This is a genomic window from Streptomyces sp. NPDC057302 (assembly GCF_042667685.1).
Lineage (GTDB): Bacteria > Actinomycetota > Actinomycetes > Streptomycetales > Streptomycetaceae > Streptomyces.
This window is the reverse complement of record NZ_JBHUZJ010000046.1, coordinates 40,225-62,577: the sequence shown is the minus strand read 5'-3', so window position 1 is coordinate 62,577 and position 22,353 is coordinate 40,225. Positions and strand designations below refer to the sequence as shown.

At 70.7% G+C, this 22,353-nt stretch carries 19 protein-coding genes; 10 read left to right on the top strand and 9 right to left on the bottom strand.

Translation table 11 applies throughout. The annotated features are described in order from the left end of the window. Window positions 1-37: 37 nt before the first annotated feature. On the top strand, window positions 38-868 hold the full coding sequence (locus ACFUPX_RS27940; protein ID WP_383328365.1) for an MBL fold metallo-hydrolase: 831 nt from the start codon (window positions 38-40) through the stop codon (window positions 866-868). Window positions 869-1,058: 190 nt separating this feature from the next. Here ACFUPX_RS27940 and ACFUPX_RS27935 read toward each other — a convergent pair whose 3' ends face one another. Then, window positions 1,059-1,733 carry a Crp/Fnr family transcriptional regulator gene (locus ACFUPX_RS27935; protein WP_016642758.1) on the bottom strand — a complete coding sequence of 225 codons (675 nt, stop codon included), beginning with the start codon at window positions 1,731-1,733 and terminating at the stop codon, window positions 1,059-1,061. Window positions 1,734-2,035: 302 nt separating this feature from the next. Here ACFUPX_RS27935 and nth point away from each other — a divergent pair, with 302 nt between their 5' ends. The 3 genes from nth to ACFUPX_RS27920 are packed head-to-tail and all read left to right on the top strand — an operon-like array spanning window position 2,036 to window position 5,088. Then, window positions 2,036-2,992, top strand: coding sequence for an endonuclease III (gene nth / locus ACFUPX_RS27930; RefSeq protein WP_383328362.1), 957 nt, complete (start codon window positions 2,036-2,038; stop codon window positions 2,990-2,992). A gap of 55 nt (window positions 2,993-3,047) precedes the next feature. Beyond that, on the top strand, window positions 3,048-3,836 hold the full coding sequence (locus ACFUPX_RS27925) for an NUDIX hydrolase (RefSeq protein ID WP_383328359.1): 789 nt from the start codon (window positions 3,048-3,050) through the stop codon (window positions 3,834-3,836). A 49-nt stretch (window positions 3,837-3,885) separates the two neighbouring features. Further along, window positions 3,886-5,088: a MarP family serine protease gene (locus tag ACFUPX_RS27920; protein WP_383328356.1), complete on the top strand. Its 1,203-nt coding sequence runs from the start codon at window positions 3,886-3,888 to the stop codon at window positions 5,086-5,088. 66 nt (window positions 5,089-5,154) lie between these two features. Here the strand turns inward: ACFUPX_RS27920 and ACFUPX_RS27915 are convergent, their stop codons facing one another. The 6 genes from ACFUPX_RS27915 to ACFUPX_RS27890 all read right to left on the bottom strand — a co-directional run bounded on the left by ACFUPX_RS27915 (window position 5,155) and on the right by ACFUPX_RS27890 (window position 13,111). Beyond that, complete coding sequence (locus ACFUPX_RS27915; protein WP_383328353.1) at window positions 5,155-5,343, bottom strand: hypothetical protein; 189 nt, start codon at window positions 5,341-5,343, stop codon at window positions 5,155-5,157. A 126-nt stretch (window positions 5,344-5,469) separates the two neighbouring features. Further along, complete coding sequence (locus ACFUPX_RS27910) at window positions 5,470-6,417, bottom strand: alpha/beta fold hydrolase (protein ID WP_383328350.1); 948 nt, start codon at window positions 6,415-6,417, stop codon at window positions 5,470-5,472. Beyond that, window positions 6,414-6,920 carry a phage holin family protein gene (locus tag ACFUPX_RS27905; RefSeq protein ID WP_383328348.1) on the bottom strand — a complete coding sequence of 169 codons (507 nt, stop codon included), beginning with the start codon at window positions 6,918-6,920 and terminating at the stop codon, window positions 6,414-6,416. Before ACFUPX_RS27905 ends, ACFUPX_RS27910 begins: the two co-directional genes overlap by 4 nt. Window positions 6,921-7,028: 108 nt before the next feature. After that, entirely contained in the window at window positions 7,029-8,429 is a 1,401-nt protein-coding gene (gene nhaA, locus ACFUPX_RS27900; protein WP_383328345.1) for a Na+/H+ antiporter NhaA, read from the bottom strand. Window positions 8,430-8,697: 268 nt separating this feature from the next. Next, the gene (gene acs, locus ACFUPX_RS27895; protein ID WP_383328342.1) at window positions 8,698-10,701 is read right to left on the bottom strand and encodes an acetate--CoA ligase; all 2,004 of its coding nucleotides are present in this window, start codon (window positions 10,699-10,701) and stop codon (window positions 8,698-8,700) included. 49 nt (window positions 10,702-10,750) lie between these two features. Beyond that, window positions 10,751-13,111: a bifunctional SulP family inorganic anion transporter/carbonic anhydrase gene (locus ACFUPX_RS27890; RefSeq protein WP_383328339.1), complete on the bottom strand. Its 2,361-nt coding sequence runs from the start codon at window positions 13,109-13,111 to the stop codon at window positions 10,751-10,753. 398 nt (window positions 13,112-13,509) lie between these two features. Here ACFUPX_RS27890 and ACFUPX_RS27885 point away from each other — a divergent pair, with 398 nt between their 5' ends. After that, window positions 13,510-14,790 carry a hypothetical protein gene (locus ACFUPX_RS27885; protein ID WP_383328336.1) on the top strand — a complete coding sequence of 427 codons (1,281 nt, stop codon included), beginning with the start codon at window positions 13,510-13,512 and terminating at the stop codon, window positions 14,788-14,790. On the opposite strand, the gene ACFUPX_RS27880 is transcribed toward ACFUPX_RS27885, so the two are convergent. Continuing rightward, window positions 14,780-15,760: an ATP-binding protein gene (locus tag ACFUPX_RS27880; protein WP_383328334.1), complete on the bottom strand. Its 981-nt coding sequence runs from the start codon at window positions 15,758-15,760 to the stop codon at window positions 14,780-14,782. The genes ACFUPX_RS27885 and ACFUPX_RS27880 overlap by 11 nt on opposite strands. 101 nt (window positions 15,761-15,861) lie before the next feature. Here ACFUPX_RS27880 and ACFUPX_RS27875 point away from each other — a divergent pair, with 101 nt between their 5' ends. Next, the gene (locus tag ACFUPX_RS27875) at window positions 15,862-16,677 is read left to right on the top strand and encodes an oxidoreductase (protein WP_383328331.1); all 816 of its coding nucleotides are present in this window, start codon (window positions 15,862-15,864) and stop codon (window positions 16,675-16,677) included. A gap of 313 nt (window positions 16,678-16,990) precedes the next feature. On the opposite strand, the gene ACFUPX_RS27870 is transcribed toward ACFUPX_RS27875, so the two are convergent. After that, window positions 16,991-17,830, bottom strand: coding sequence for an HAD family hydrolase (locus ACFUPX_RS27870; protein ID WP_383328328.1), 840 nt, complete (start codon window positions 17,828-17,830; stop codon window positions 16,991-16,993). A 520-nt stretch (window positions 17,831-18,350) separates the two neighbouring features. Here ACFUPX_RS27870 and ssd point away from each other — a divergent pair. Genes ssd through ACFUPX_RS27850 form a run of 4 tightly spaced genes read left to right on the top strand, consistent with a single transcriptional unit; the run spans window position 18,351 to window position 22,322 of the window. Further along, window positions 18,351-19,493, top strand: coding sequence for a septum site-determining protein Ssd (ssd, locus tag ACFUPX_RS27865; RefSeq protein WP_383328325.1), 1,143 nt, complete (start codon window positions 18,351-18,353; stop codon window positions 19,491-19,493). Continuing rightward, window positions 19,490-20,665 (top strand): TadA family conjugal transfer-associated ATPase, encoded by a 1,176-nt coding sequence (locus ACFUPX_RS27860; RefSeq protein ID WP_383328322.1) that lies wholly within the window; start codon window positions 19,490-19,492, stop codon window positions 20,663-20,665. The genes ssd and ACFUPX_RS27860 overlap by 4 nt, the downstream gene beginning before the upstream one ends. After that, window positions 20,662-21,543: a type II secretion system F family protein gene (locus ACFUPX_RS27855; protein ID WP_383328319.1), complete on the top strand. Its 882-nt coding sequence runs from the start codon at window positions 20,662-20,664 to the stop codon at window positions 21,541-21,543. The genes ACFUPX_RS27860 and ACFUPX_RS27855 overlap by 4 nt, the downstream gene beginning before the upstream one ends. Continuing rightward, a complete protein-coding gene (locus ACFUPX_RS27850) occupies window positions 21,540-22,322 on the top strand; it encodes a type II secretion system F family protein (protein ID WP_383328316.1) in 783 nt (260 codons plus the stop codon). The genes ACFUPX_RS27855 and ACFUPX_RS27850 overlap by 4 nt, the downstream gene beginning before the upstream one ends. The last annotated feature ends 31 nt before the right edge of the window (window positions 22,323-22,353 follow it).

Here is a 22,353-nt window from a genome sequence, read left to right as displayed (position 1 = left end):
GCGTGCCCTCCACGAACCGGACGGGAGTCACCCCCGCATGACCGAAGCCGCCGCCCTTCCCGGGCAGCCCCGGGGCGGGGTCCTCAGCGGTCCCGCGACCGCCCGCGCGGTCAACGTCCTCGCGCCCAACGCGTCGGCGATGACGCTGGACGGAACCAACACCTGGATCGTCTCCGAGCCCGGTTCGGGGCTCGCGGTCGTCATCGACCCGGGCCCGCTGGACGACGTACACCTCCGGAACGTCATCGCCACGGCAGAGAAGGCCGGGCAGCGGGTCGCGCTCACCCTCCTCACCCACGGCCACCCGGACCACGCGGAGGGCGCCGCCCGCTTCGCCGAGCTGACCGGCTCCAAGGTGCGGGCGCTTGACCCCGCGCTGCGCCTCGGCGACGAGGGCCTGGGCGCGGGTGACGTGATCACCACGGGCGGCCTGGAGCTCCGCGTGGTCCCGACGCCGGGCCACACCGCGGATTCCCTCTGCTTCCATCTCCCGGCCGATCAGTCGGTCCTGACGGGGGATACGGTCCTGGGCCGCGGTACGACCGTCGTGGCGCACCCTGACGGCCGCCTGGGGGACTATCTGGACTCCCTGCGGCGGCTGAGGTCCCTGACGGTCGACGACGGCGTCCACACGGTCCTGCCGGGCCACGGCCCGGTCCTGGAGGACGCGCAGGGCGCGGTCGAGTTCTACCTGGCCCACCGCGCGAACCGCCTGGCCCAGGTCGAGACGGCCGTGGAGAACGGCTACGAGGCACCATCGGCGGTGGTCGCCCACGTCTACGCGGACGTGGACCGCTCCTTGTGGCCGGCGGCGGAACTCTCGGTACGGGCGCAACTGGACTACTTGCGGGAACACGGCTTGATCTAGCGGCAACAGGCGAGACGCACCGCACCCACCTGTACCGCAGCTCCGCGCCGGACGTCCCCTGCCCGCCCACCCGCATTACCCCGCGGGGCAATGCGGGTGGGCGGGAAAGCCTGTGCGGAAGCACGGATGGGGCCCAGCCTCAAAGAGGCGGGACCCCATCCGCGTACGAAACAGCGTCAGCGAAACAGCGTCAGCGCGACCGCTTGGCCAGCCGCTCCACATCCAGCAAGATCACCGCGCGCGCTTCCAGCCGAAGCCACCCGCGCCCGGCGAAGTCCGCCAGTGCCTTGTTGACCGTCTCGCGGGAGGCGCCGACCAGCTGGGCCAGCTCTTCCTGCGTGAGGTCGTGCACGACGTGGATGCCCTCTTCGGACTGCACGCCGAAGCGGCGCGACAGGTCCAGAAGGGCACGGGCCACACGCCCGGGCACATCGGAGAAGACCAGATCGGACATCTGGTCGTTGGTCTTGCGCAGGCGCCGGGCCACGGCACGCAGCAGCGCCGCGGCCACCTCGGGCCGTGCGTTCAGCCAGGGCTGGAGGTCGCCGTGGCCGAGGCCGAGCAGCTTGACCTCGGTGAGTGCGGAGGCGGTTGCCGTCCGCGGGCCCGGGTCGAACAGCGAGAGCTCACCGATGAGCTCGCCGGGGCCGAGCACCGCGAGCATGTTCTCGCGGCCGTCGGGTGAGGTGCGGTGAAGCTTCACCTTGCCCTCGGTGACCACGTAAAGGCGGTCTCCGGGGTCACCTTCATGGAAAAGCGCATCCCCGCGCGCGAGCGTCACCTCACTCATGGAGGCGCGGAGCTCCGCGGCCTGTTCGTCATCGAGCGCCGCGAAGAGCGGGGCGCGCCGCAGAACGTCGTCCACGAGTTCTCTCCTTGTCGACCTGCATCAGGGGACCGTGGTCCCCATTTTGCCGGACCGTCCAAACAGTGTGATCAGTCACAAGTCTGCCGCACTGGCGTCGCATGCTGTGCGGGAGGGGGCCAATTGGGGGCCGATCCATAGGGTCCAGGGCGGATGTCAGTGTCGGGCTCTAGGCTGGCCGAGTGTCCAAAAAGCCGGTGAGAGCACAGGCCAGACAGGCTGAGAACCTATCAGCCCGCCTGGATTCCGCTGTGGGCGAACATACTTCCACCGAGTCAGAGAATGCGACAAAAGGGACAAGGGTGCCACCGGTGAGCAAGCCTTCGGAGAAGAAACCGGCCACCGCGGGCGCGGCGAAACCGGCCCCCGCCAAGAGGGCCGCCCCGGCCAAGAAGGCTGCCCCGGCGAAGAAGGCCACGGCCACCCCAGCCAAGAAGGCCACCCCCTCCAAAGCGATCCCCAAACCCAAAGCCAAACCCAAAGCCAAAGCCAAGCCCGAGTCCCACGCCTCCCTCGTCCGGCGGGCCCGCCGCATCAACCGCGAGCTCGCGGAGGTGTACTCGTACGCCCATCCCGAGTTGGACTTCGAGAACCCCTTCGAGCTCCTCGTCGCCACGGTCCTCTCCGCGCAGACCACCGACCTGCGGGTGAACCAGACGACCCCGCGCCTCTTCGCCGCGTACGCGACCCCGGAGGACCTCGCCGCCGCCAACCCCGAAGAGGTCGAGGAGTTGATCCGGCCGACCGGGTTCTTCCGGGCGAAGACGAAGTCGATCATGGGGCTCGCCGCCGCCCTGCGGGACAACCACGGCGGTGAGGTCCCCGGCCGTCTCGAAGACCTGGTGAAGCTGCCCGGCGTAGGACGCAAGACCGCGTTCGTCGTGCTCGGGAACGCCTTCGGGGTCCCCGGGATCACCGTGGACACCCACTTCGGGCGGCTCGTCCGCCGCTGGAAGTGGACGGAGGAGACCGACCCGGTGAAGGTCGAGGCCGCCATCGCCGACCTCTTCCCGAAGAGCGAGTGGACGATGCTCTCGCACCGCGTGATCTTCCACGGCCGCCGGATCTGCCACTCCCGCAAGCCCGCCTGCGGCGCCTGCCCGATCGCCGATCTCTGTCCGTCGTACGGAGAGGGCGAGACCGACCCGGAGAAGGCGAAGAAGCTCCTGAAGTACGAGATGGGCGGCCTGCCGGGCCAGCGCCTCAAGCCCCCGCCGGACTACCCGGGGAAGGCCGCGCCCCCGCTGGGCGCCGCATGAGCGAGGAACCAACCGAGGGTCCACAGGCGTTGTCCACAGTTGGACGGGGGTGCCGATGACGCACGCGAGCGACACGAGCGAGACAACCGACACGAGCGATACGCACATGAGCGATGGCAACGGCTTTCACGGGGCAGGCAGGGCGGGCGACCCCGCCCGCCTGGACAGCCCCGACGGGCACGCGCGCCTCAGCACCGAGGGGCTTCCCGCCTGGCTGGATCCCGTCGCCCGAGCCGCCGCGACGGTCCGGCCGACCCAGCTCAGCCGCTTCCTGCCCCCGGAGAGCGGCGCCGGGCGCCAGTCCGCCGTGCTCGTCCTCTTCGGGGAGGGCGCGAGCGGCCCCGAGATGCTCCTGATGGAGCGTTCGGGGAGCCTGCGCTCGCACGCGGGACAGCCCTCCTTCCCCGGCGGCTCCCTCGACCCCGAGGACGGCGATCCGCTGACGGACGGCCCCTTGCGCGCCGCCCTGCGCGAGGCCGAGGAGGAGACCGGGCTCGACCCCCGGGGCGTCCAGCTCTTCGGCGTGCTGCCCAAGCTCTTCATCCCGGTGAGCGACTTCGTGGTGACCCCGGTGCTCGGCTGGTGGCGCACGCCCACCCCCGTCGGCGTCGTCGATCCGGCCGAGACGGCCCGGGTCTTCACGGTCCCCGTGTCCGATCTCACGGATCCCCGCAACCGCGCGACGACGGTTCATCCGAGCGGCCACCAAGGCCCGGCGTTCCTCGTCGAATCCGCTCTGGTCTGGGGTTTTACGGCCGGAGTGATCGACCGAATTCTGCACTTCGCAGGCTGGGAGCGCCCCTGGGACCGCACCAAGCAGGTGCCGCTCGACTGGCGCGCATGACAAGGTTGCGGGGACGTGGCGACCGCGATGCGAGGCGAGGATTGAATCGGTGAACGTGCTGGACATCCTGTTGGTGGTCGCCGCCGTGTGGTTCGCGGTCGTCGGCTACCGCCAGGGATTCGTCGTCGGCATCCTGTCGGTGATCGGCTTCCTGGGCGGCGGGCTCGTCGCGGTGTACCTGCTGCCCGTCATCTGGGGCGCCCTGACGGACGACGAGGGAGCGGTGAGCACGACGGCCGCCGTCGTCGCCGTGGTCATCGTGATCGTCTGTGCCTCCATCGGCCAGGCGTTCACCACCCACTTGGGCAACAAGCTCCGCCGGTACATCACTTGGCAGCCCGCCCGCGCCCTGGACGCCACGGGTGGCGCGCTGGTCAACGTACTGGCGATGCTCCTCGTCGCCTGGCTGATCGGCTCCGCCCTCGCGGGCACGACGCTGCCGACGGTCGGCAAGGAAGTACGTAACTCCAAGATCCTGCTCGGCGTTTCGCGCACGCTGCCCAACCAGGCCGACACGTGGTTCGCCGACTTCTCGTCGGTCCTCGCGCGCAACGGCTTCCCGCAGGTCTTCAGCCCGTTCTCGAACGAGCCCATCACCGAGGTGCAGGCCCCCGACCCCAAGCTCGCCAAGAGTGAGGTCGCCACGAAGGCCAAGCGCTCCATCGTGAAGGTGCAGGGCGAGGCGCGCGGCTGCGGCAAGGTCCTCGAAGGCACCGGCTTCGTCTTCGACGACCGCCGCGTGATGACGAACGCGCACGTGGTCGGTGGCGTGGACGAGCCGACGGTCCAGATAGGCGGAGACGGCAGGACGTACGACGCGAAGGTCGTGCTCTACGACTGGGAGCGCGACATCGCCGTACTGGACGTGCCGACCCTCCAGGCGCCCGCGCTGAAGTTCACGTCGAAGGACGCGGTCAGCGGTGACAGCGCGATCGTCGCCGGCTTCCCGGAGAACGGCCCGTACGACGTCCGCCCCGCGCGCGTGCGCGGTCGCATCACGGCCAACGGCCCGGACATCTATCACCGGGGCACCGTGCGCCGCGATGTGTACTCGCTCTTCGCGACCGTCCGCCAGGGCAACTCCGGCGGCCCGCTGCTCACGCCCGACGGCAAGGTCTACGGCGTGGTCTTCGCGAAGTCACTGGACGACCCCGACACCGGCTACGCACTCACCGGCGACGAGGTCCGCAAGGACATCGAGGCAGGCCGCAGCGCCAACCAGGAGGTCGACAGCCAGGGGTGCGCGCTGTAGCCGGGCGCGGTCGGGAGAGCGGAAAGCCAGGCAAGCGGAGAGCCAGGCAAGCGGAGAGCAGGCGGATCAGTCGCGCGTATGCCTCAGCCGCGCCGAGACCCAACGGGCCCTGCGGCGCAGGATGTGGGGAATGCCGATGTCTTGAGCAGGGCCTTGATGGCCCGGATCGTGCGGAGCGCCCCTCTCACGGCTGTTCAGCGCTGTGGCCGAGCGGCGATTGCGTGCTACGTCACTGTAGTCGTGCGTCCAGCCCATACCCCGACGTGTGCCCGTGCCCCAAGGTCGGTAATCGCGCCCACGGGCCCCAATTGGCCTATGCGGGAGGCAATTGGCCGTTCGACGGACAGGTGTTCGCCTGATCTCGGGGGAGGGCCTCCCGGTCTACCGGTCCGGCTCGGGATCCTTCAGCCAGTTGACCAGCTCGGTCGAGAAGGCGACGGGGTCCTCCTCCTGCGGGAAGTGCCCGAGACCGTCGAACAGCCGCCACCGGTAAGGCGCTTCGACGTACTCGCCGGAGCCAGCCGCGCTGCGCGTGCGCATCACCGGGTCCAGGGAGCCGTGCAGATGCAGCGTGGGCACCCGCACGGGGCGCTTCATGCGCCGGTTGAACTGGATGCCGTCGGGGCGGGCCATCGACCGCACCATCCAGCGGTACGGCTCGATCGAGCAGTGCGCCGTCGAGGGGATCGTCATGGCGCGGCGGTACGTCTCCACCGCCTCGTCGTCGGGAAGGCGCGGCCCCGACCAGTCCCGCACCAGACGCCCCACCAGAGCCGAGTCGTCCGCGACGAGTTGACGCTCCGGCAGCCACGGCCGCTGGAAGCCCCACACGTACGAACTCGCGGCGCTCTGCTTGCGGTCCGACAGCATCGCCGAGCGCCAGCGCCGCGGATGCGGCATCGAGGACACGGCGAGGCGGCGCACCAGCTTGGGCCGCATCACGGCCGCCGTCCACGCGAGGTACCCGCCCAGGTCGTGCCCGACGAGCGCGGCGTCCGGCTCGCCGAGCGACCGGACGACGCCCGTGATGTCGAGCGCGAGGTTCGCCGGGTCGTAACCGCGCGGCGTACGGTCGCTGCCACCCACGCCCCGCAGGTCCATCGCGACCGCACGGAACCCCGCGTCGGCGAGCGCCACCATCTGATGCCGCCAGGTCCACCAGAACTGCGGAAATCCGTGCAGCAGCAGCACCAGCGGCCCGTCGCCCATCTCGGCGATGTGGAAGCGGGCGCCGTTGGCGGCGACGTCCCGGTGGGTCCACGGTCCTTCGATGCGTACGAGTGACGTCGGTTGGGCCGGATGGGGGGCGGGCGTGGCAGGGTCCGTCATGAAGACGAGCGTGCCACAGCCGAAGCCTTGTCACCGACACGGTCGAGGGTGGCACCTGTGGAGTGCGCGGGGCTGACCGAACGCGGGTGCGGCTTGACGTTCTGGAGTACGGCAGCCGTCTGCTTGGCCGAAGCGGCGGCCTTCTGCGGGCCCTTGCCCTTCTTGGCCTTCTTCGCGAAAACGACGCCGATCAGCGCGAGCACGCCTGCGACCAGCACGTTCGCCGCGAAGGACAGCACGAAGCAGATCGCCATGTTCCAGCCGCTCCACGTGCGGATGCCGTACGCCAGGGCGAAGCTCAGCATCGGCAGCGAGAAGAGCAGCACCGCCCCAGCGGCGGCGAACGCACCACCGCCGACCGCACCCCGCTTGACGTCCTGCCGCAGCTGGGCCTTGGCCAGCGCGATCTCGTCGTGCACCAGCGCGGACAAGTCGCTGGTCGCCGTGGAGACCAGCTGCCCGAGGCTGCGTTCGGTGCCGACGGGCCCGTCGGGTGTGCTCATCGCTTCTCCCCTTCTCCGTGAATCTGCGTAGGTCTGCGTAAGCGTGCTCACATACGTCTGTTCAGATACGACCGCCCAGCTCAGTCTGCGCAGTCAAGTCTGCTCAGATCATGCCGGACCGTCGTCATCGGTGCGTGCCCCGGCCGACACTTCGGCAAGCCTGCGGTGTTCGGCCGCCTTCTTTTCATGGATCGCGGCCATCCGCAGGTGGTACTCCGGCTTGTCCTGTTCGTACACGTCCGGGATGCCGTCCAGGTCGTCGTCGCGCTCCTCGTCGTCGTACAGCGTGCGGTAGCGGGCGTTGCGCATCTTGAGCAGGATCCCGGAGAGCACGGCCGCGATGAGAGAGCCCATCAGGACGGCTGCCTTGATCTCGTCGGTGAGCAGCGGGTCGTCGGTGAAGGCGAGTTCGCCGATCAGGAGCGAGACGGTGAAGCCGATGCCGGCCAGGGAGGCGACCGCGAAGACGTCGGGCCAGGCCAGTTGGTCGTTGAGCTCGGCCTTGGTGAACCGCGCGGCGAGCCAGGTGCCGCCGAAGATGCCGACCGCCTTGCCGACCACGAGGCCGAGCACCACACCGAGCGTCTCCGGCCGGCTGAATACGTCCCCGATCGCGCCGCCCGACACCACGACACCGGCGCTGAACAGCGCGAACAGCGGTACGGCGAGTCCCGCGGAGAGGGGCCGCACCAGGTGCTCGATGTGCTCGCCCGGCGAGTGCTCCTCGTCCTCGCGGCGGCTGCAGCGCAGCATCAGACCCATCGCGACACCGGCGATCGTGGCGTGGATGCCGCTGTTGTACATCAGGCCCCAGATGACCAGGGCGAGCGGAACGTAGACGTACCAGCCGCGTACGCCCTTGCGGAGCAGCAGCCAGAAGACCGCGAGGCCCAGGACCGCGCCGCCGAGGGCCGCGAAGTCGAGGTCGCTGGTGAAGAAGACCGCGATGATCAGGATGGCGAAGAGGTCGTCGACGACGGCGAGGGTGAGCAGGAAGGCGCGCAGGGCGGACGGCAGCGAGGTGCCGATGACCGCGAGGACGGCGAGCGCGAAGGCGATGTCCGTGGCGGTGGGCACCGCCCAGCCGTCCATGGAACCGCCGCCGACGGTGTTGACCAGGACGTACACGAGGGCGGGTACGGCCATGCCGCAGAGCGCGGCGACGACGGGGAGCGCGGCGGCCTTGGGGTCGCGCAGATCGCCCGCGACGAGCTCACGCTTGAGCTCGATGCCGGCGACGAAGAAGAAGACGGCGAGCAGTCCGTCGGCCGCCCAGTGCTGGATGGAGAGGTCGAGGCCGAGGGCGCCGGGCCCCAGGTGGAAGCCGCTCACGGACGCGTACGAGCCGCCGGCGGTGTTGGCCCAGATCAGGGCGGTGACGGCGGCGGCGAGGAGGAGGACACCGCCGACGGTCTCGGTGCGCAGCGCGTTCGCGACGAAATTCCGCTCGGGCAGCGAGAGCCGTCCGAGAACCTTGCGGTTGTTGTTGCTGGGTGCGGGCGCGGCCACGGGGGTCGACCTCCGGTCGGGTAGGCAGGACGAATCACATGCCGACCAGACTTCCCGGCGCACCTAGGTACTTCTTCTCGCGTTGTCTCGCGTCGTCCCACGCCGTTCTTGGCGCGACGTTGACGCGATCCTTAGCGTACCTAACATGCGACCGGACCTATCCGGTGATCGTCACTTTATGCGCAAGAGGGGCACCCGGCGCGGTGCCGGATGCCCCTCTGTGACGCGGATCAGACGCGGATCAGACTCGGGTCTGACTCAGCTCTGACTAGTCCTCGCTCGGCGCGGCAGGCAGCTTGGTCTGGATCAGGTCCATCACGGAGGAGTCCGTGAGCGTGGTGACGTCACCCAGCTCGCGGTTCTCGGCGACGTCCCTGAGCAGGCGCCGCATGATCTTCCCGGACCGGGTCTTGGGCAGCTCGGCGACCGGCAGGATCCGCTTCGGCTTGGCGATCGGTCCGAGCGTCGTGCCCACGTGGTTGCGCAGGTCCGCCACGAGACCCTCGTCGTCGGCGTTGGCCGTGCCCCGCAGGATCACGAACGCGACGATGGCCTGACCGGTGGTCTCGTCCGCCGCGCCCACGACGGCCGCCTCGGCGACCGAGGGGTGCGAGACGAGCGCCGACTCGACCTCGGTGGTGGAGATGTTGTGCCCGGAGACGAGCATGACGTCGTCCACGCGGCCGAGGAGCCAGATGTCGCCGTCGTCGTCCTTCTTGGCGCCGTCACCGGCGAAGTACTTGCCCTCGAAGCGCGACCAGTACGTGTCGAGGAAGCGCTGGTCGTCGCCCCAGATGGTCCGCAGCATCGAGGGCCACGGCTCGGTCAGGACGAGGTAGCCGCCACCGCCGTCCGGCACTTCGCGCGCCTCGTCGTCGACGACGGTCGCGGAGATGCCCGGCAGGGCGCGCTGGGCGCTTCCCGGCTTGGTCGCGGTCACGCCGGGCAGCGGCGAGATCATCATCGCGCCGGTCTCGGTCTGCCACCAGGTGTCCACGATGGGGCACTTGTCGGCGCCGATGTTCTTGCGGTACCACATCCACGCCTCGGGGTTGATCGGCTCACCGACCGACCCGAGGACCCGCAGGCTGCTCAGATCGAACTTCGCGGGGATGTCGTCGCCCCACTTCATGAACGTACGAATCGCCGTCGGCGCCGTGTAGAGGATCGTCACGCCGTACTTCTGGACGATCTCCCAGAAGCGCCCCTGGTGCGGGGTGTCGGGCGTGCCCTCGTACATGACCTGCGTCGCGCCGTTCGCCAGCGGGCCGTACGTGATGTACGAGTGCCCGGTGACCCAGCCGATGTCGGCCGTACACCAGTAGACGTCGGTCTCCGGCTTGAGGTCGAAGACGGCGTGGTGGGTGTACGCGGCCTGCGTGAGGTAACCGCCGGACGTGTGCAGGATGCCCTTGGGCTTCCCCGTCGTGCCGGAGGTGTAGAGGATGAAGAGCGGGTTCTCCGCGTCGAAGGCCTCGGGCGCGTGCTCGGCGGACTGGCGCTCGGTGAGCTCGTGCCACCACACGTCGCGGCCCTCGGTCCACGCCACGTCCTGGCCGGTGCGGCGCACGACGAGGACGTGCTCGACGGAGCTGTCCTCGCGCGCGACGGCGTCGTCCACCGCGGGCTTCAGGGCAGCGGGCTTGCCCCTGCGATAGCCGCCGTCGGAGGTGATGACGACCTTGGCGTCGGCGTCCTTCACGCGCTTGGCGATGGCGTCGGCGGAGAAGCCGCCGAAGACCACGGAGTGCGCGGCGCCGATGCGGGCACAGGCCAGCATCGACACGACGGCCTCGGGGATCATCGGCAGATAGACGGCGACGCGGTCGCCCTGCCGGACGCCCAGCTCGGTCAGCGCGTTGGCCGCCCGGCTGACCTCGTCCTTGAGCTCGGCATAGGTGATGGCCCGGCTGTCACCGGGCTCACCCTCGAAGTGGATCGCCACGCGGTCGCCGTTCCCGGCCTCCACATGGCGGTCCACGCAGTTGTACGCGACGTTGAGCTTGCCGTCCGCGAACCACTTCGCGAAGGGCGGGTTCGACCAGTCGAGCGTCTCGGTCGGTTCGGTGGACCAGGTCAGGCGGCGGGCCTGCTCGGCCCAGAAGCCGAGCCGGTCAGCCTTGGCCTGTTCATACGCCTCCGCGGTGACGTTGGCGTTGGCCGCCAGGTCGGCCGGCGGCGCGAACCTTCGCTCTTCTTTAAGAAGGTTGGCCAGGCTTTCGTTGCTCACGACATCTCCCATTCCCAGGGTGTCCGTTGTGTCCAAAGCCACAGCTCATCAGACGTATACCCCTGGTGACAAGAGCCTGCCGAAAATTGGTTTAGACCTTTACTCGGGCAGGTGGCTCCTCGCGCGGTGTTCCTTCGTGCGGTGACGGTGTCACCTGGTCGAATACGGCGTCCTGACTCTCGGTCAGCAGATACGCCTGAGCCTCGCCGACATGGAAGTACATGCCATGCAGTTCGAGGGAACCCTCGGCCATCCGCCGAGCCACCGAACCGTGGCCGCGCAGGTGCTCCAGTTGCTGCACCACGTTGGTCAGGCAGAGCTGCTCGACCGCGTCGGCGGGCGCCCGCCCGGCCAGCCGCGCCCAGCCCTCCTTCTGGTGCGCCGCCATCCGGTCCAGGCTCGGCATTCCGTGCCGCAGCCAGCGCTTCAGGGGAGTCTGGGCGCCCCCGGGCGGGGTGTTGAGCAGCGCCTGCATCGCGCCGCACCCGGAGTGTCCGCACACGGTGATGGACCGCACCTGCAGTACGTCCACCGCGTACTCGATCGCCGCGGCCACCGAGTCGTCCCCGCTCTCGGCGCCCGGCAGCGGCACCAGATTGCCGACATTGCGTACGACGAAGAGGTCGCCGGGGCCGCTCGACGTGATCATCGAGGTGACGAGCCGGGAGTCCGCGCAGGTCAGGAAGAGCTGCGAGGGCTGCTGTCCCTCGCGTGCGAGGCGGGCCAGCTCGCCGCGCACATGCGGGGCGGTGTTCCGCTGGAACGCGCTGATGCCGCTGGCCAGTTGATGCCCGCTGGGCCGGCCCGCGCCCTGCGGGGCCTCCTGGGGGCGGTCGCAGTGGTGGTTGCGCCAGGCCGTCCAGGGCCGGCAGCAGGAGTGTGAGGCACTTGCGGGCTCGGCGATCCGCGTCCCCGCGCGTCCGGTCACCTCGACGGTGCCGCCCTGCGCGGTGTGTGCGTCCTGCCAGCAGTGCAGTGCTTCGTACGCCGCGTGATCCATGAAGGAACCGTCCAGCTCGACGATGATGGCTGCCCCTTGGGGGGCGAGGTGCAGCGCCCTGCTGAGGCGCGGCACGGCGAGGAAGGTCAACTGGCCGCGCACGCGCACGTGGTGGACCCCGTCCTCCTCGGTGTGGGTGATCCGGGTGCGGGCCAGGCGGTGCAGCGCGACGGCCACGGCGACGGCGACGCCGAGGGCCACGCCTTCGAGCACTCCGAGGAAGACGACGCCGAGGGTCGTGGTCGTGTACGCGAGGATCTCGCGGTGGCGGGTGATGGTGCGGATGTGGTTCAGGCTCACCATCTGGATGCCGACCGCCATCACGAGCGCGCCGAGCGCGGCGAGGGGGATCAGCTCGAGCAGGGGGACCATCAGCAGGGCGGCTACTACTACCCAAACGCCGTGCAGCATCGTGGAGTTCCGGCTGACGGCGCCGGCCCGCACATTGGCCACACTGCGTACGGCGACCCCGGCGACGGGCAGCCCGCCGAGCACTCCGGAGACGGCGTTCGCGGCGCCCTGGCCGAGCAGCTCACGGTTGAGGTCGGAGCGGCCGCCGGCGCGCGGCCCGGGGCGGCCGGAGGAGAGCTTGTCCACGGCGACGGCGCCGAGCAGTGACTGGACGCTGCAGACGAGCGTGACCGTGAGGACGGCGGCGATGAGCCCGAGCACGGGCCCTTCGGGCAGGCCCGCGAGGGCGTGACTGCGCCAGGACGGCAGATCGACCTTGGCCACGCTCAGCCCGGCGAGCGCGGCGACGGCGGTCGCCGCGGCCACGGAGACGAGGGGGGCCGGCACGACACGGAGGGCTCTGCCCACCCGGCCGGGAATCCGCGGCCAGAGCAGCAGCAGCGCCAGGGTCAGCGCGCTGATCGCCAGCGCGGCCGACTGCGCGTCGGCCAACTGGGCGGGCAGCGCACGGAGGTTGGCGAGCACGGAGCTCTGAGGGGTGCCGCCGAGCACGATGTGCAGCTGGGCGACGGCGATGGCGACGCCGATGCCGGCCAGCATGCCGTGCACGACGGCGGGGCTGACGGCGAGCGCCGAGCGGGCCACGCGCAGGCAGCCGAGGCCTAGTTGGGCGATTCCGGCGAGGACGGTGATGGCGCAGGTGGTCCGCCAGCCGTACTGGTGGATGACGTCGGCGGTGACGACGGTGAGTCCTGCGGCGGGGCCACTGACCTGTAGTGGCGATCCGCCGAGCCATCCGGCGACCAGGCCGCCGACGGCGGCGGCGACGAGGCCCGCCTGGAGCGGTGCTCCGGTGGCGAGCGCGATGCCGAGGGACAGCGGCAGGGCGATCAGGAAGACGGCGATCGACGCGGAGACGTCGGCGCCCGCGATGCGGAAGTTACGGAACTTGCCGAACTTTCCGGGCGGCGGGCCGTGGGGCTCGTGGTCGCGTGAGGCGTGGGCCGAGTCGGTGGCATGGGTGGGGACGCAGGCAGACATGGTTTCCCGTCTCCTCCGGGGCAGCGCGGTCGCGGAACAGGGGGTCCTCCGGTGGTGCCCGGAGGTCGGGTCGCGGCCGTGGGTCACGGCGTTGCAGCGGCGGGATATCTCAACTCTCGGTAAACGGATCGTAATGGAGAGTAAAGGTATTGGATAGACAAATGGTGCAAATAGGTCAGTAGATCACCCTGAAGGGTGATTAAAGCTATTCATCGGCTTGTCGGACCGTCGTACTCATGCCCCCGTGCGACGTTGGCGGCGCTATGGGTCATTTCCGGGCAATTAGGTCCTAAACAGTCCGGTCGTGGCCCCTGAAGCGCCCCCCGTGGGCTCCCTGCAGTGCTCCTGCAGCCCGTGCCCCGGTTCGAAGCCGACTGAAGGAAGAAGGTGGGCGGAAGATGGCCGCCACCCAGAGGATCCAGCGGATCGCCGCGGGCATCACCGCCCTCGTGGCATGTGTCGCGTCACTGGCCGGTTGCTCGAACGGCGACACCGGCGCCAAGGAAGGCACGCACGGCGCCAAGAAGGCGTCCCCCGCACCGGCCCCCAAGAGCGCGGTTCGCATGATCGGTGACGGCTCGACCGCCTTCACCGGCCGACAGCCGCACCTGCCCGAGCCCGCGCGTCTGAGACCCGGCCAGAAGCCGCCCCAGTTCGTGGTCTTCTCCTGGGACGGTGCGGGCGAGGACAGCCAGAAGCTGTTCTCGCACTTCCGCAAGGTGGCCAAGCGGAACAACGCCACGATGACGTACTTCCTCAGCGGCGTGTACATGCTCCCCGAGGCGAAGCGGAAGCTCTACGAACCGCCGCAGCACCTGGCCGGCAGCTCGGACATCGGCTTCAACGACCGCAAGGGAATCAAGGACACCGTCGAGCAGCTCCGCGGCGCCTGGCTCGAGGGCAACGAGGTCGGCACCCACTTCAACGGCCACTTCTGCGGCACCAGCGGCGGCGTGGGCCAGTGGTCGGTCGCCGACTGGAAGAGCGAGATCAACCAGGCCAAGTCCTTCGTGAAGGCCTGGAAGACGAACACGGGCATGAAGAAGGCGCAGCCACTGCCCTTCGACTACGACAAGGAACTCGTCGGCGCCCGCACGCCCTGCCTCGAAGGCCAGAAGAACTTCATGCGGGCGGCCCGGGACCTGGGCTTCCGCTACGACACCAGCGGCGTCAACAACCAGGTCTGGCCCAAGAAGAAGGAAGGCCTCTGGGACCTGTCGATGCAGCTCGTCCCCGTTCCGGGCCGCAAGTTCGAGACGCTCACCATGGACTACAACTTCATGGTGAACCAGTCGGGCACGACGTCGCAGGGCGACCCGGACAAGCACGAGTACTGGGGCGACCAGATGCGTGACGGCCTGCTCCAGGGCTTCGACCGCGCCTACAAGGGCAACCGCGCCCCGCTGATCATCGGCAACCACTTCGAGTCCTGGAACGGCGGCACGTACATGCGCGCCATCGAGGAGACGATCGAGTCGGTCTGCACCAAGCGCGAGGTGCGGTGCGTCTCCTTCCGGCAACTCGCCGACTGGCTCGACGCCCAGGACCCGAAGACCGTCGAGCGCCTCACCAAGCTGCCGCAGGGCAAGACCCCGAAGGAGGGCTGGGCGTCCTTCCTCTCCGCCCAGCCCGCACCGGCCCCCAAGGGCGTCCCGGGCGCCCCGGCGGTCAAGCCGTAGCGACGGCTCGCTCGCTGAGCACGAAGTCGGGGTCGACCTGGGCAGCCAGGTCGGCACCCGTCCGTTCGTTGCCCCAGCTCTGCGCGTTCTTCAGGTGGAAGTGGACCATCTGACGGGTGTAGCGGTCCCAGTCCCTGCGCTCGTACGCGGTGTCGACGGCGCTCTGCAGCGCGCGCAGGGAGCGGCGGTTGGCGTCCTCCAGGAGTTCGAACCGGGGCGGGCGGCCCTTCTCCATGGAGCGCACCCAGTCCGAGTGCCCGACCGTCACCAGGAGGTCGTCGCCCACCTGCTCGCGCAGGAAGTCGATGTCGTCCTGGCCCTGCACCTTGTTGCCGACGACCTTGAGGTCGATGCCGAAGTCCCGTGCGTATTCCTTGTACTGGCGATAGACGGAGACCCCCTTCCGGGTCGGCTCGGCCACCAGGAACGTCATGTCGAAGCGGGTGAACATGCCGGAGGCGAAGGAGTCCGAACCCGCGGTCATGTCGACGACCGCGTACTCGTCGCGCCCGTCGACCAGGTGGTTCAGGAACAGCTCCACCGCCCCCGTCTTGGAGTGGTAGCAGGCGACACCGAGGTCGGCTTCGGTGAACGGCCCTGTGACCATCAAACGCACGGCTGCGTCGTCGAGTTCCACCGGCCGGGCGCACGCGTCGTACACGGGATTGTCCTCGCGCACCCGCAGGATCCGCGAACCCTCACCGGGCGGCGTCGTCTTGATCATCGTGTCGCCCGAGGCGATCCGCGGATTGGACCCCCGCAGGTAGTCCTTGATGAGAGGGAGGCGTGCGCCCATGGCGGGCAGCTCGGCGGCGTCCGCCTCGTCGAGACCGAGCGCGGGGCCCAGGTGCTGGTTGATGTCGGCGTCCACCGCGAGGACCGGTGCTCCGGTGGCGGCGAGGTGGCGGATGAAGAGCGAGGACAGCGTGGTCTTGCCGCTGCCGCCCTTCCCTACGAAAGCGATCTTCATGTTCACCAAGGGTAGTCGTACGATCACGTGTCGTATCGATGCGGCGTGAAGAAGACCACTCCTTCGTGGGGGGAGCGCCAGGGGTGCGTAGGGTCGTACTCATGAGTACGACAGCCGATCCGCTCGCGGCCCTGGGCGCACTGCCCGGCGTGGCCGACTCCGTGGACTCCGTGCGCAAGGCCGTGGACCGGGTCTACGGGCACCGGATCATGAGGCGCCGCAGCAACGAGATCACCTCCGAGGCGGCGCTGCGCGGCGCTCGCGGCTCGGCGGCGCTCTCCGGTGCCGATTGGGCACTGGAAGAGGTACGCCGGCGCAGCGACTTCAGCGGCGACGGCGAGGCTCGCACGGTCGGCGCTGCCCTGCGGCTCACCGCGGAGGCCGGCCAACTCCTGTCCATCTGGCGGCAGTCGCCGCTGCGCGTCCTCGCGCGCCTCCACCTGGTCGCCGCCGCGGAGAACGACGAGGCGGCGGGACGGCCGCGCCTTGCGGGCGATCCGGTCGACGAGCCACTGGTCGAGCTGGCCGTGCCGGACTCCGACGAGGTGGCCGGCCGTCTGGAGGGGCTCTCGCAGCTGATCATCGCGGGCGGCTCCGCGCCGGCCCTCGTGACGGCGGCCGTGGTGCACGGCGAGCTGCTCAGCCTGCGCCCCTTCGGCTCGCACAACGGCCTGGTGGCGCGGGCGGCCGAGCGGATCGTCCTGGTGGGCAGCGGGCTCGACCCGAAGTCGGTCTGCCCGGCGGAGGCGGGGCACGCGGAACAGGGGCGGGCGGCGTACGTGGGGGCGCTCGACGGCTACGCGTCCGGGACACCGGAGGGCATGGCCGCCTGGATCGCCCACTGCGGGCGTGCGGTCGAACTGGGTGTCAGGGAGTCGACGGCGGTCTGCGAGGCCATGCAGCGCGGCGCGGCCTGAGGCGCTTCCGCTTCGACACAGGGATGCGGCGGTACGAGAACTCGTACCGCCGCTGGCATGTTCACCGGGTTACCAAGCGTCCTCGTAGTTTGCCCATCAGGTCAGGAACTTAGCCCGTTACCTGGTGCGGCTGGCCCGTAATCGACGGGTCGACGTCGCGTGGGTGCTCGGTGTTCATGCTTCGGTCCGTGGGGCCTTGGTTGCGTTTAAAGGTAATCCTCTCGGATGTCCTTGGTCTCGCGGGCCGTTGACTCCTTTGTACTCCTGTCCTGGAGTAAGCGGAAGTGCTGGCACTACTTCTTTACTTTTAGGTTCAAACAAGGGTGAATCGGGCGCGTGTGGTGCGGCGACGGCTCACGAACCACACGAGCCCCGCCGTGGCCGCTGCGGCGCTCACGGCCGCCACCGCGACCAGCGCGGGCCGGGACGGCTTCTGGCGCCGCTCCTTGAGCGGGACCGGGCGGTGGAAGTCGAGAATCGGCCACCCGCGCGCGAGGGCCTCGCGACGCAGCGCTCGATCGGGGTTGACCGCGTGCGGATGCCCCACGGACTCGAGCATGGGGAGGTCGGTCGCCGAGTCGCTGTAGGCGTGGCAGCGGTCGAGGTCGTACCCCTCGGACTGCGCGAGCTCCTTGATCGCGGCCGCCTTGGTGGGGCCGTAGGCGTAGTACTCGACCTCGCCGGTGAAGCAGCCGTCGTCGCCGACGACCATCCGGGTCGCCACCACGCGGTCCGCGCCGAGTAGTTCGCCGATCGGCTCGACGACCTCGGCGCCCGACGTGGAGACGATGACGACGTCCCGCCCCGCGGTGTGGTGCTCCTCGATGAGGGAAGCGGCCTCGTCGTAGATGATCGGGTCGATCAGGTCGTGCAGCGTCTCGGCGACGATCTCCTTGACCTGCTGCACGTTCCATCCGCGGCAGAGCGCGGACAGGTACTCGCGCATCCGCTCCATCTGGTCGTGATCGGCGCCGCCCGCGAGGAACACGAACTGTGCATATGCAGTTCGCAGTACCGCCCTGCGGTTGATCAGGCCGCCTTGGTAGAACGACTTGCTGAAGGTGAGAGTGCTCGACTTCGCAATGACCGTCTTGTCCAGGTCAAAGAAGGCAGCTGTGCGGGGCAAGGAGTGGTTTTCCACGAGCCCGAGCATAGGCGCCCACCATTCGGCGTAAGGTGAGGCGCGTGGGTTTGCCTGAGAAGGCTCTCGGGTACACCATGGAAGTCACGGATCGTTCGCGACCGTGCTAACCCGGTCTGGCTCCTCCCCCCCCGAGTCGGACCGTGGGGACGACCCCCGCTCTCCCCCCCGGCGGGGGTCGTCGCATGTCCGGATGGGTTTTCCGGACCTCTTCAGACCCTGATTCGATCGCCTGCCGCCTCCCGGCGGCCATTTTGGCGATCTTTTCCTATGGCCAAGATTCGTCACTGTGTGTAGTCGTCAGGCTGCGCTGTGGAAGTCTCCGAGATGTCACCGGTATGGGTGATGGGGATATTCACAGCCCCCGCGTTGTCCACAGTTATTGACCAAGATCCACACGTTATCCGCGACCGCTGCACGCTGATTCCGCTGGTTCTGCACGCGAAGTTCATGGCCGGATTGCTTTGGCCGACTCATCGCTGATGTGGAGCGCGGCATTCAACGGGCTTGCAGTGAGAGGGGGCTGAGGATCGTGGCTGGAGTGATTACGCGTGATGGGCCGCCGTCGTCCGATGGACGGCATGGCGGACCGCTGATCGTCACGGAAGATGTGGACCTGCTGGACGACCTGTTGCGGCTGTGCGCCGCGGCGGGCGCGCGGCCCGAGGTGCAGCACGGGGTTCCGGAGCGCAGGGGCGGCTGGGACGCGGCGCCGCTCGTCCTCGTCGGGGACGACGCGGTGGACCGGGTGCGAGGAGCCGGGCGCAGGCGCGGGGTCGTGCTCGTCGGCCGGGATCAGGATGATTCCGGGGTCTGGCAGCGCGCGGTGGAGATCGGCGCCGACCATGTGCTGGTCCTGCCCGACGGCGAACGATGGCTGGTGGACCGCATCGCCGATGTCGCCGAGGGCGTGGGCAGGCCCGCGCTCACGGTGGGGGTGCTCGGCGGCAGCGGCGGAGCCGGCGCCTCGACGCTCGCCTGCGCGCTGGCCGTCACTGCCGCCCGTGCGGGGCGGCGCACGATGCTGGTGGACGCGGATCCGCTGGGCGGTGGGCTCGACGTGCTGCTCGGCGGCGAGGCCGCCGACGGGCTCCGCTGGCCCGCCTTCGCGCAGTCCAGGGGCCGGGTCGGCGGGGGCGCGCTGGAGGAGTCGCTGCCCGAGCTGCATGCCTTGCGGGTCCTGAGCTGGGACCGGGGCGATGCGGTGGTCATCCCGCCCGAAGCCATGCGGGCGGTGATCGCCGCGGCCCGCAGGCGGGGCGGCGTGGTGGTCGTGGATCTGCCGCGCCGCGTGGACGAAGGAGTGGCCGAAGCCCTGGCCCAGGTGGATCTGGGGCTCCTGGTGGTGCCTGCGGAGCTGCGCGCGGTGGCCGGGGCCCGGCGGGTCGCTTCGGCGGCGGGGATGGTGCTGAGGGACCTGCGGGTCGTGGTCGGCAGGGGCGGCGCCGCTCGCCCCGGGAGCGGCGGACTCGACGGGCCCGGCTGCTTCGACGCGGAGGAGGTCGCGCGGCTGCTCGGGCTGCCGCTCGTCGGGGAGCTGCCACGGGAGCCGGGGCTGCTGGCCGCGCAGGCCGGAGGGATGCCGCCGGGTGGTGTCGCGCGCGGGCCGCTGGCGCGGTTCTGCACGGCCTTCTGGGAGCGCGTTCCGGTCGATGCCACCGGAGGCGGCTCATGAGCGCCGTCGTCGGGGCCAGGATGCTGGACGGGGTGCGCCAGTGGCTCGCGGAGAACGGCACGGAGCCGACCCCGGCCCGCGTCGCCGAGGCGCTGCGGGCCCAGGGCAGGGTGCTCGGCGACACGGAAGTCCTGGGAGCTGCCGCGCAGCTGCGCTCGGAGCTGGTGGGCGCGGGCCCCCTGGAGGCGCTGCTCGCGGACGACTCGGTGACCGATGTGCTGGTCTCCGCGCCCGACCGGGTGTGGGTGGACCGGGGCGGCGGCCTGGAGCTGACCGGGGTTTCCTTCAGGGACGCGGCGGCGGTGCGGCGGCTCGCCCAGCGACTCGCGGCCGTGGCCGGACGCAGACTGGACGACGCGAGGCCCTGGGTGGACGCACGGCTCCCGGACGGGACCCGCCTCCATGCGGTGCTGCCCCCGGTCGCCGTCGGTTCGACCTGCCTCTCCTTGCGTGTCGTACGGCCACGGGCCTTCACCCTCGCGGAACTGACCGCGGCGGGGACGGTGCCGCCGGGCGGGGACCGGGTACTGCGGGCACTGCTCGACGCCAGGCTCTCGTACGTGATCAGTGGCGGGACGGGCTCGGGCAAGACGACGCTGCTGAGCGCGCTCCTCGGCCTCGTCGGGCCGGGCGAGCGGATCGTGCTCGCCGAGGACTCGGCGGAGCTGCGCCCCGACCACCCCCACGTGGTGCGCCTCGAAGCCAGGCCCGCGAACCAGGAAGGGGCGGGCCGGGTCGGCCTGGACGACCTGGTGCGACAAGCGCTGCGGATGCGCCCCGACCGGCTGGTCGTGGGCGAGGTGCGCGGTCCCGAGGTGGTCCACCTCCTGGCCGCGCTGAACACGGGGCATGAGGGCGGCTGCGGCACGGTCCACGCCAACACCGCGAGCGACGTACCGGCCCGTCTGGAGGCCTTGGGCACGGCGGCCGGGCTCGACCGGATCGCGCTGCACAGCCAGTTGGCGGCCGCGCTGTCGGTGGTGCTCCATCTCGCGCGGGACCGGGCGGGACGGCGGCGGATCGCCGAGGTGCATGTCCTGGAACGCGATGCGTCAGGCCTGGTGGTGACGGTGCCGGCGCTGCGGTGGGGCGAGAGGGAGTTCGTCCGGGAGCGGGGTTGGGAGCGGCTGGACTCGCTTCTGGCAGGCGGCGGTTGGAGTGAGGGGCGATGAGCGTGACGGGGGTGGCGGCGGTCGTGTGTGCGGGAGGTGCGGCCTGGCTGACGGTCGGGCGTGACCGCGGGCTGCGGCGGGCGCGGGCGGCGCTCGCGAGTGGCGGCGGGGCCTCACCGGGGGATGCGGCGTGGCGGCGGGCGACGGCCCGCGTCACTGGCCGGGTGGGGCACGAGTGGTGGGCGCTGGCCGCAGGCGCGGTGATCGGGCTGCTCGGGGAGTCGGTGGTGCCGCTGGTCCTGGGGGCGGCTGGGGTGCCGCTGATACGGCGTGTGCTGCGGGCCAGGGACGCGCGGCTCGAAGGGGAGCGCAGGGCCGCCGCGGTGATCGCGCTGTGCGGGGTGCTCGCGGGGGAGGTGCGGGCAGGACGGCAGCCGGGGGAGGCGTTGAGGTCCGCGGCCGACGGTGGCCTCGGGGTGGTCGATGCCGGGGCCAAGGCCGGGGCCGGGCTTGGTGGGGCGCGGGCCGGGGTGCTGGCGGCGGCGCGGTTCGGCGGGGATGTGCCGGGGGCGCTCGAGGAGGCGGCGCGGGGTCCGGGGGCGCAGGGGCTGCTGGGGCTCGCGGCGTGCTGGCGGGTGGCGGTGGACCGCGGCGCCGGGTTCGCGGCGGGGCTTGAGCGGCTGGAGGGAGCGCTGCGGGCGGAGCGGGATCAACGCGCGGATCTGCGGGCCCAGTTGGCGGGGGCCAGGTCGACGGCGGTGATGCTCGCGGGACTTCCGGTCCTCGGGCTGCTCATGGGGAGCGCGCTCGGTGCGGCGCCGTTGCGGGTGTTGCTGCACACGGGGGCGGGGCTCGGATGTCTGGCGGTGGGCGGGGTGTTGGAGGGCGTCGGCGTGTGGTGGGCGCTGCGGATCGTGCGGGGGGCGGAGGAGCGATGAGTGTCGTTGTCCACGAGCTGGGGGTGGCCGTGTGGGGTGCGGCGGCCGTGCTGTGGCTGGTGTCGGCGGCTCTCGCGGCGCGGCGTGATCGGGCGGTGCGGGGGCGGTCGGGGGTCGTACTGGGGGCGGTCGTGCGGTCGCCGAGGGGTGTGCCGATGTGGCGGTTCCGGTGGCGGGACGCGGGGCCGGGGTGGCTTGCGGTTACCGGGGCGGTGAGCGCCGGGTGGGTGCTGGTGGGCGGTGTTCCGGGGTGCCTGGTGGGGGTGGGTGCCGGGTACGGGGTGTGGCGATGGCGGCGTGGGCGGGGCGTCCGTGCCGCGGAGTTCGACACCGCGGAGGCGGCTCGGCAACTGCCCTTGGCCGCCGATCTGTTGGCGGCCTGTGTGGCTGCGGGTGCGGGGCCAGTCGTGGCCGCCCAAGCCGTCGGCGACGCGCTGAAGGGGCCGGTCGGGGAGCGGCTCGCCCAGGGAGCCGCGGAGGTGCGGCTCGGTGGTGAACCGGTCGACGCGTGGCGGGGGTTGGGCGCGATACCGGGCGCGGGAGCGCTGGCTCGCCTGCTGGAGCGGGCGGGGGAGTCGGGGGCTCCGGCGGCGGAAGCGGTGGCGCGTCTTGCCGCGGACTGCCGCGCGGAACGGGGCCGTACGGCGACGGCGGCCGCGCGCAGGGCCGGCGTCCTGATGACGGCGCCGGTGGGGCTGTTCTTCCTGCCCGCGTTCATCGCGGTGGGCGTGCTGCCGGTGTTGATCGGCCTGGCTGGTGGCTTGGTCAGCGGCATCTGAGCGGCATCTGAACGGCTCGGTGTCCGAGTGG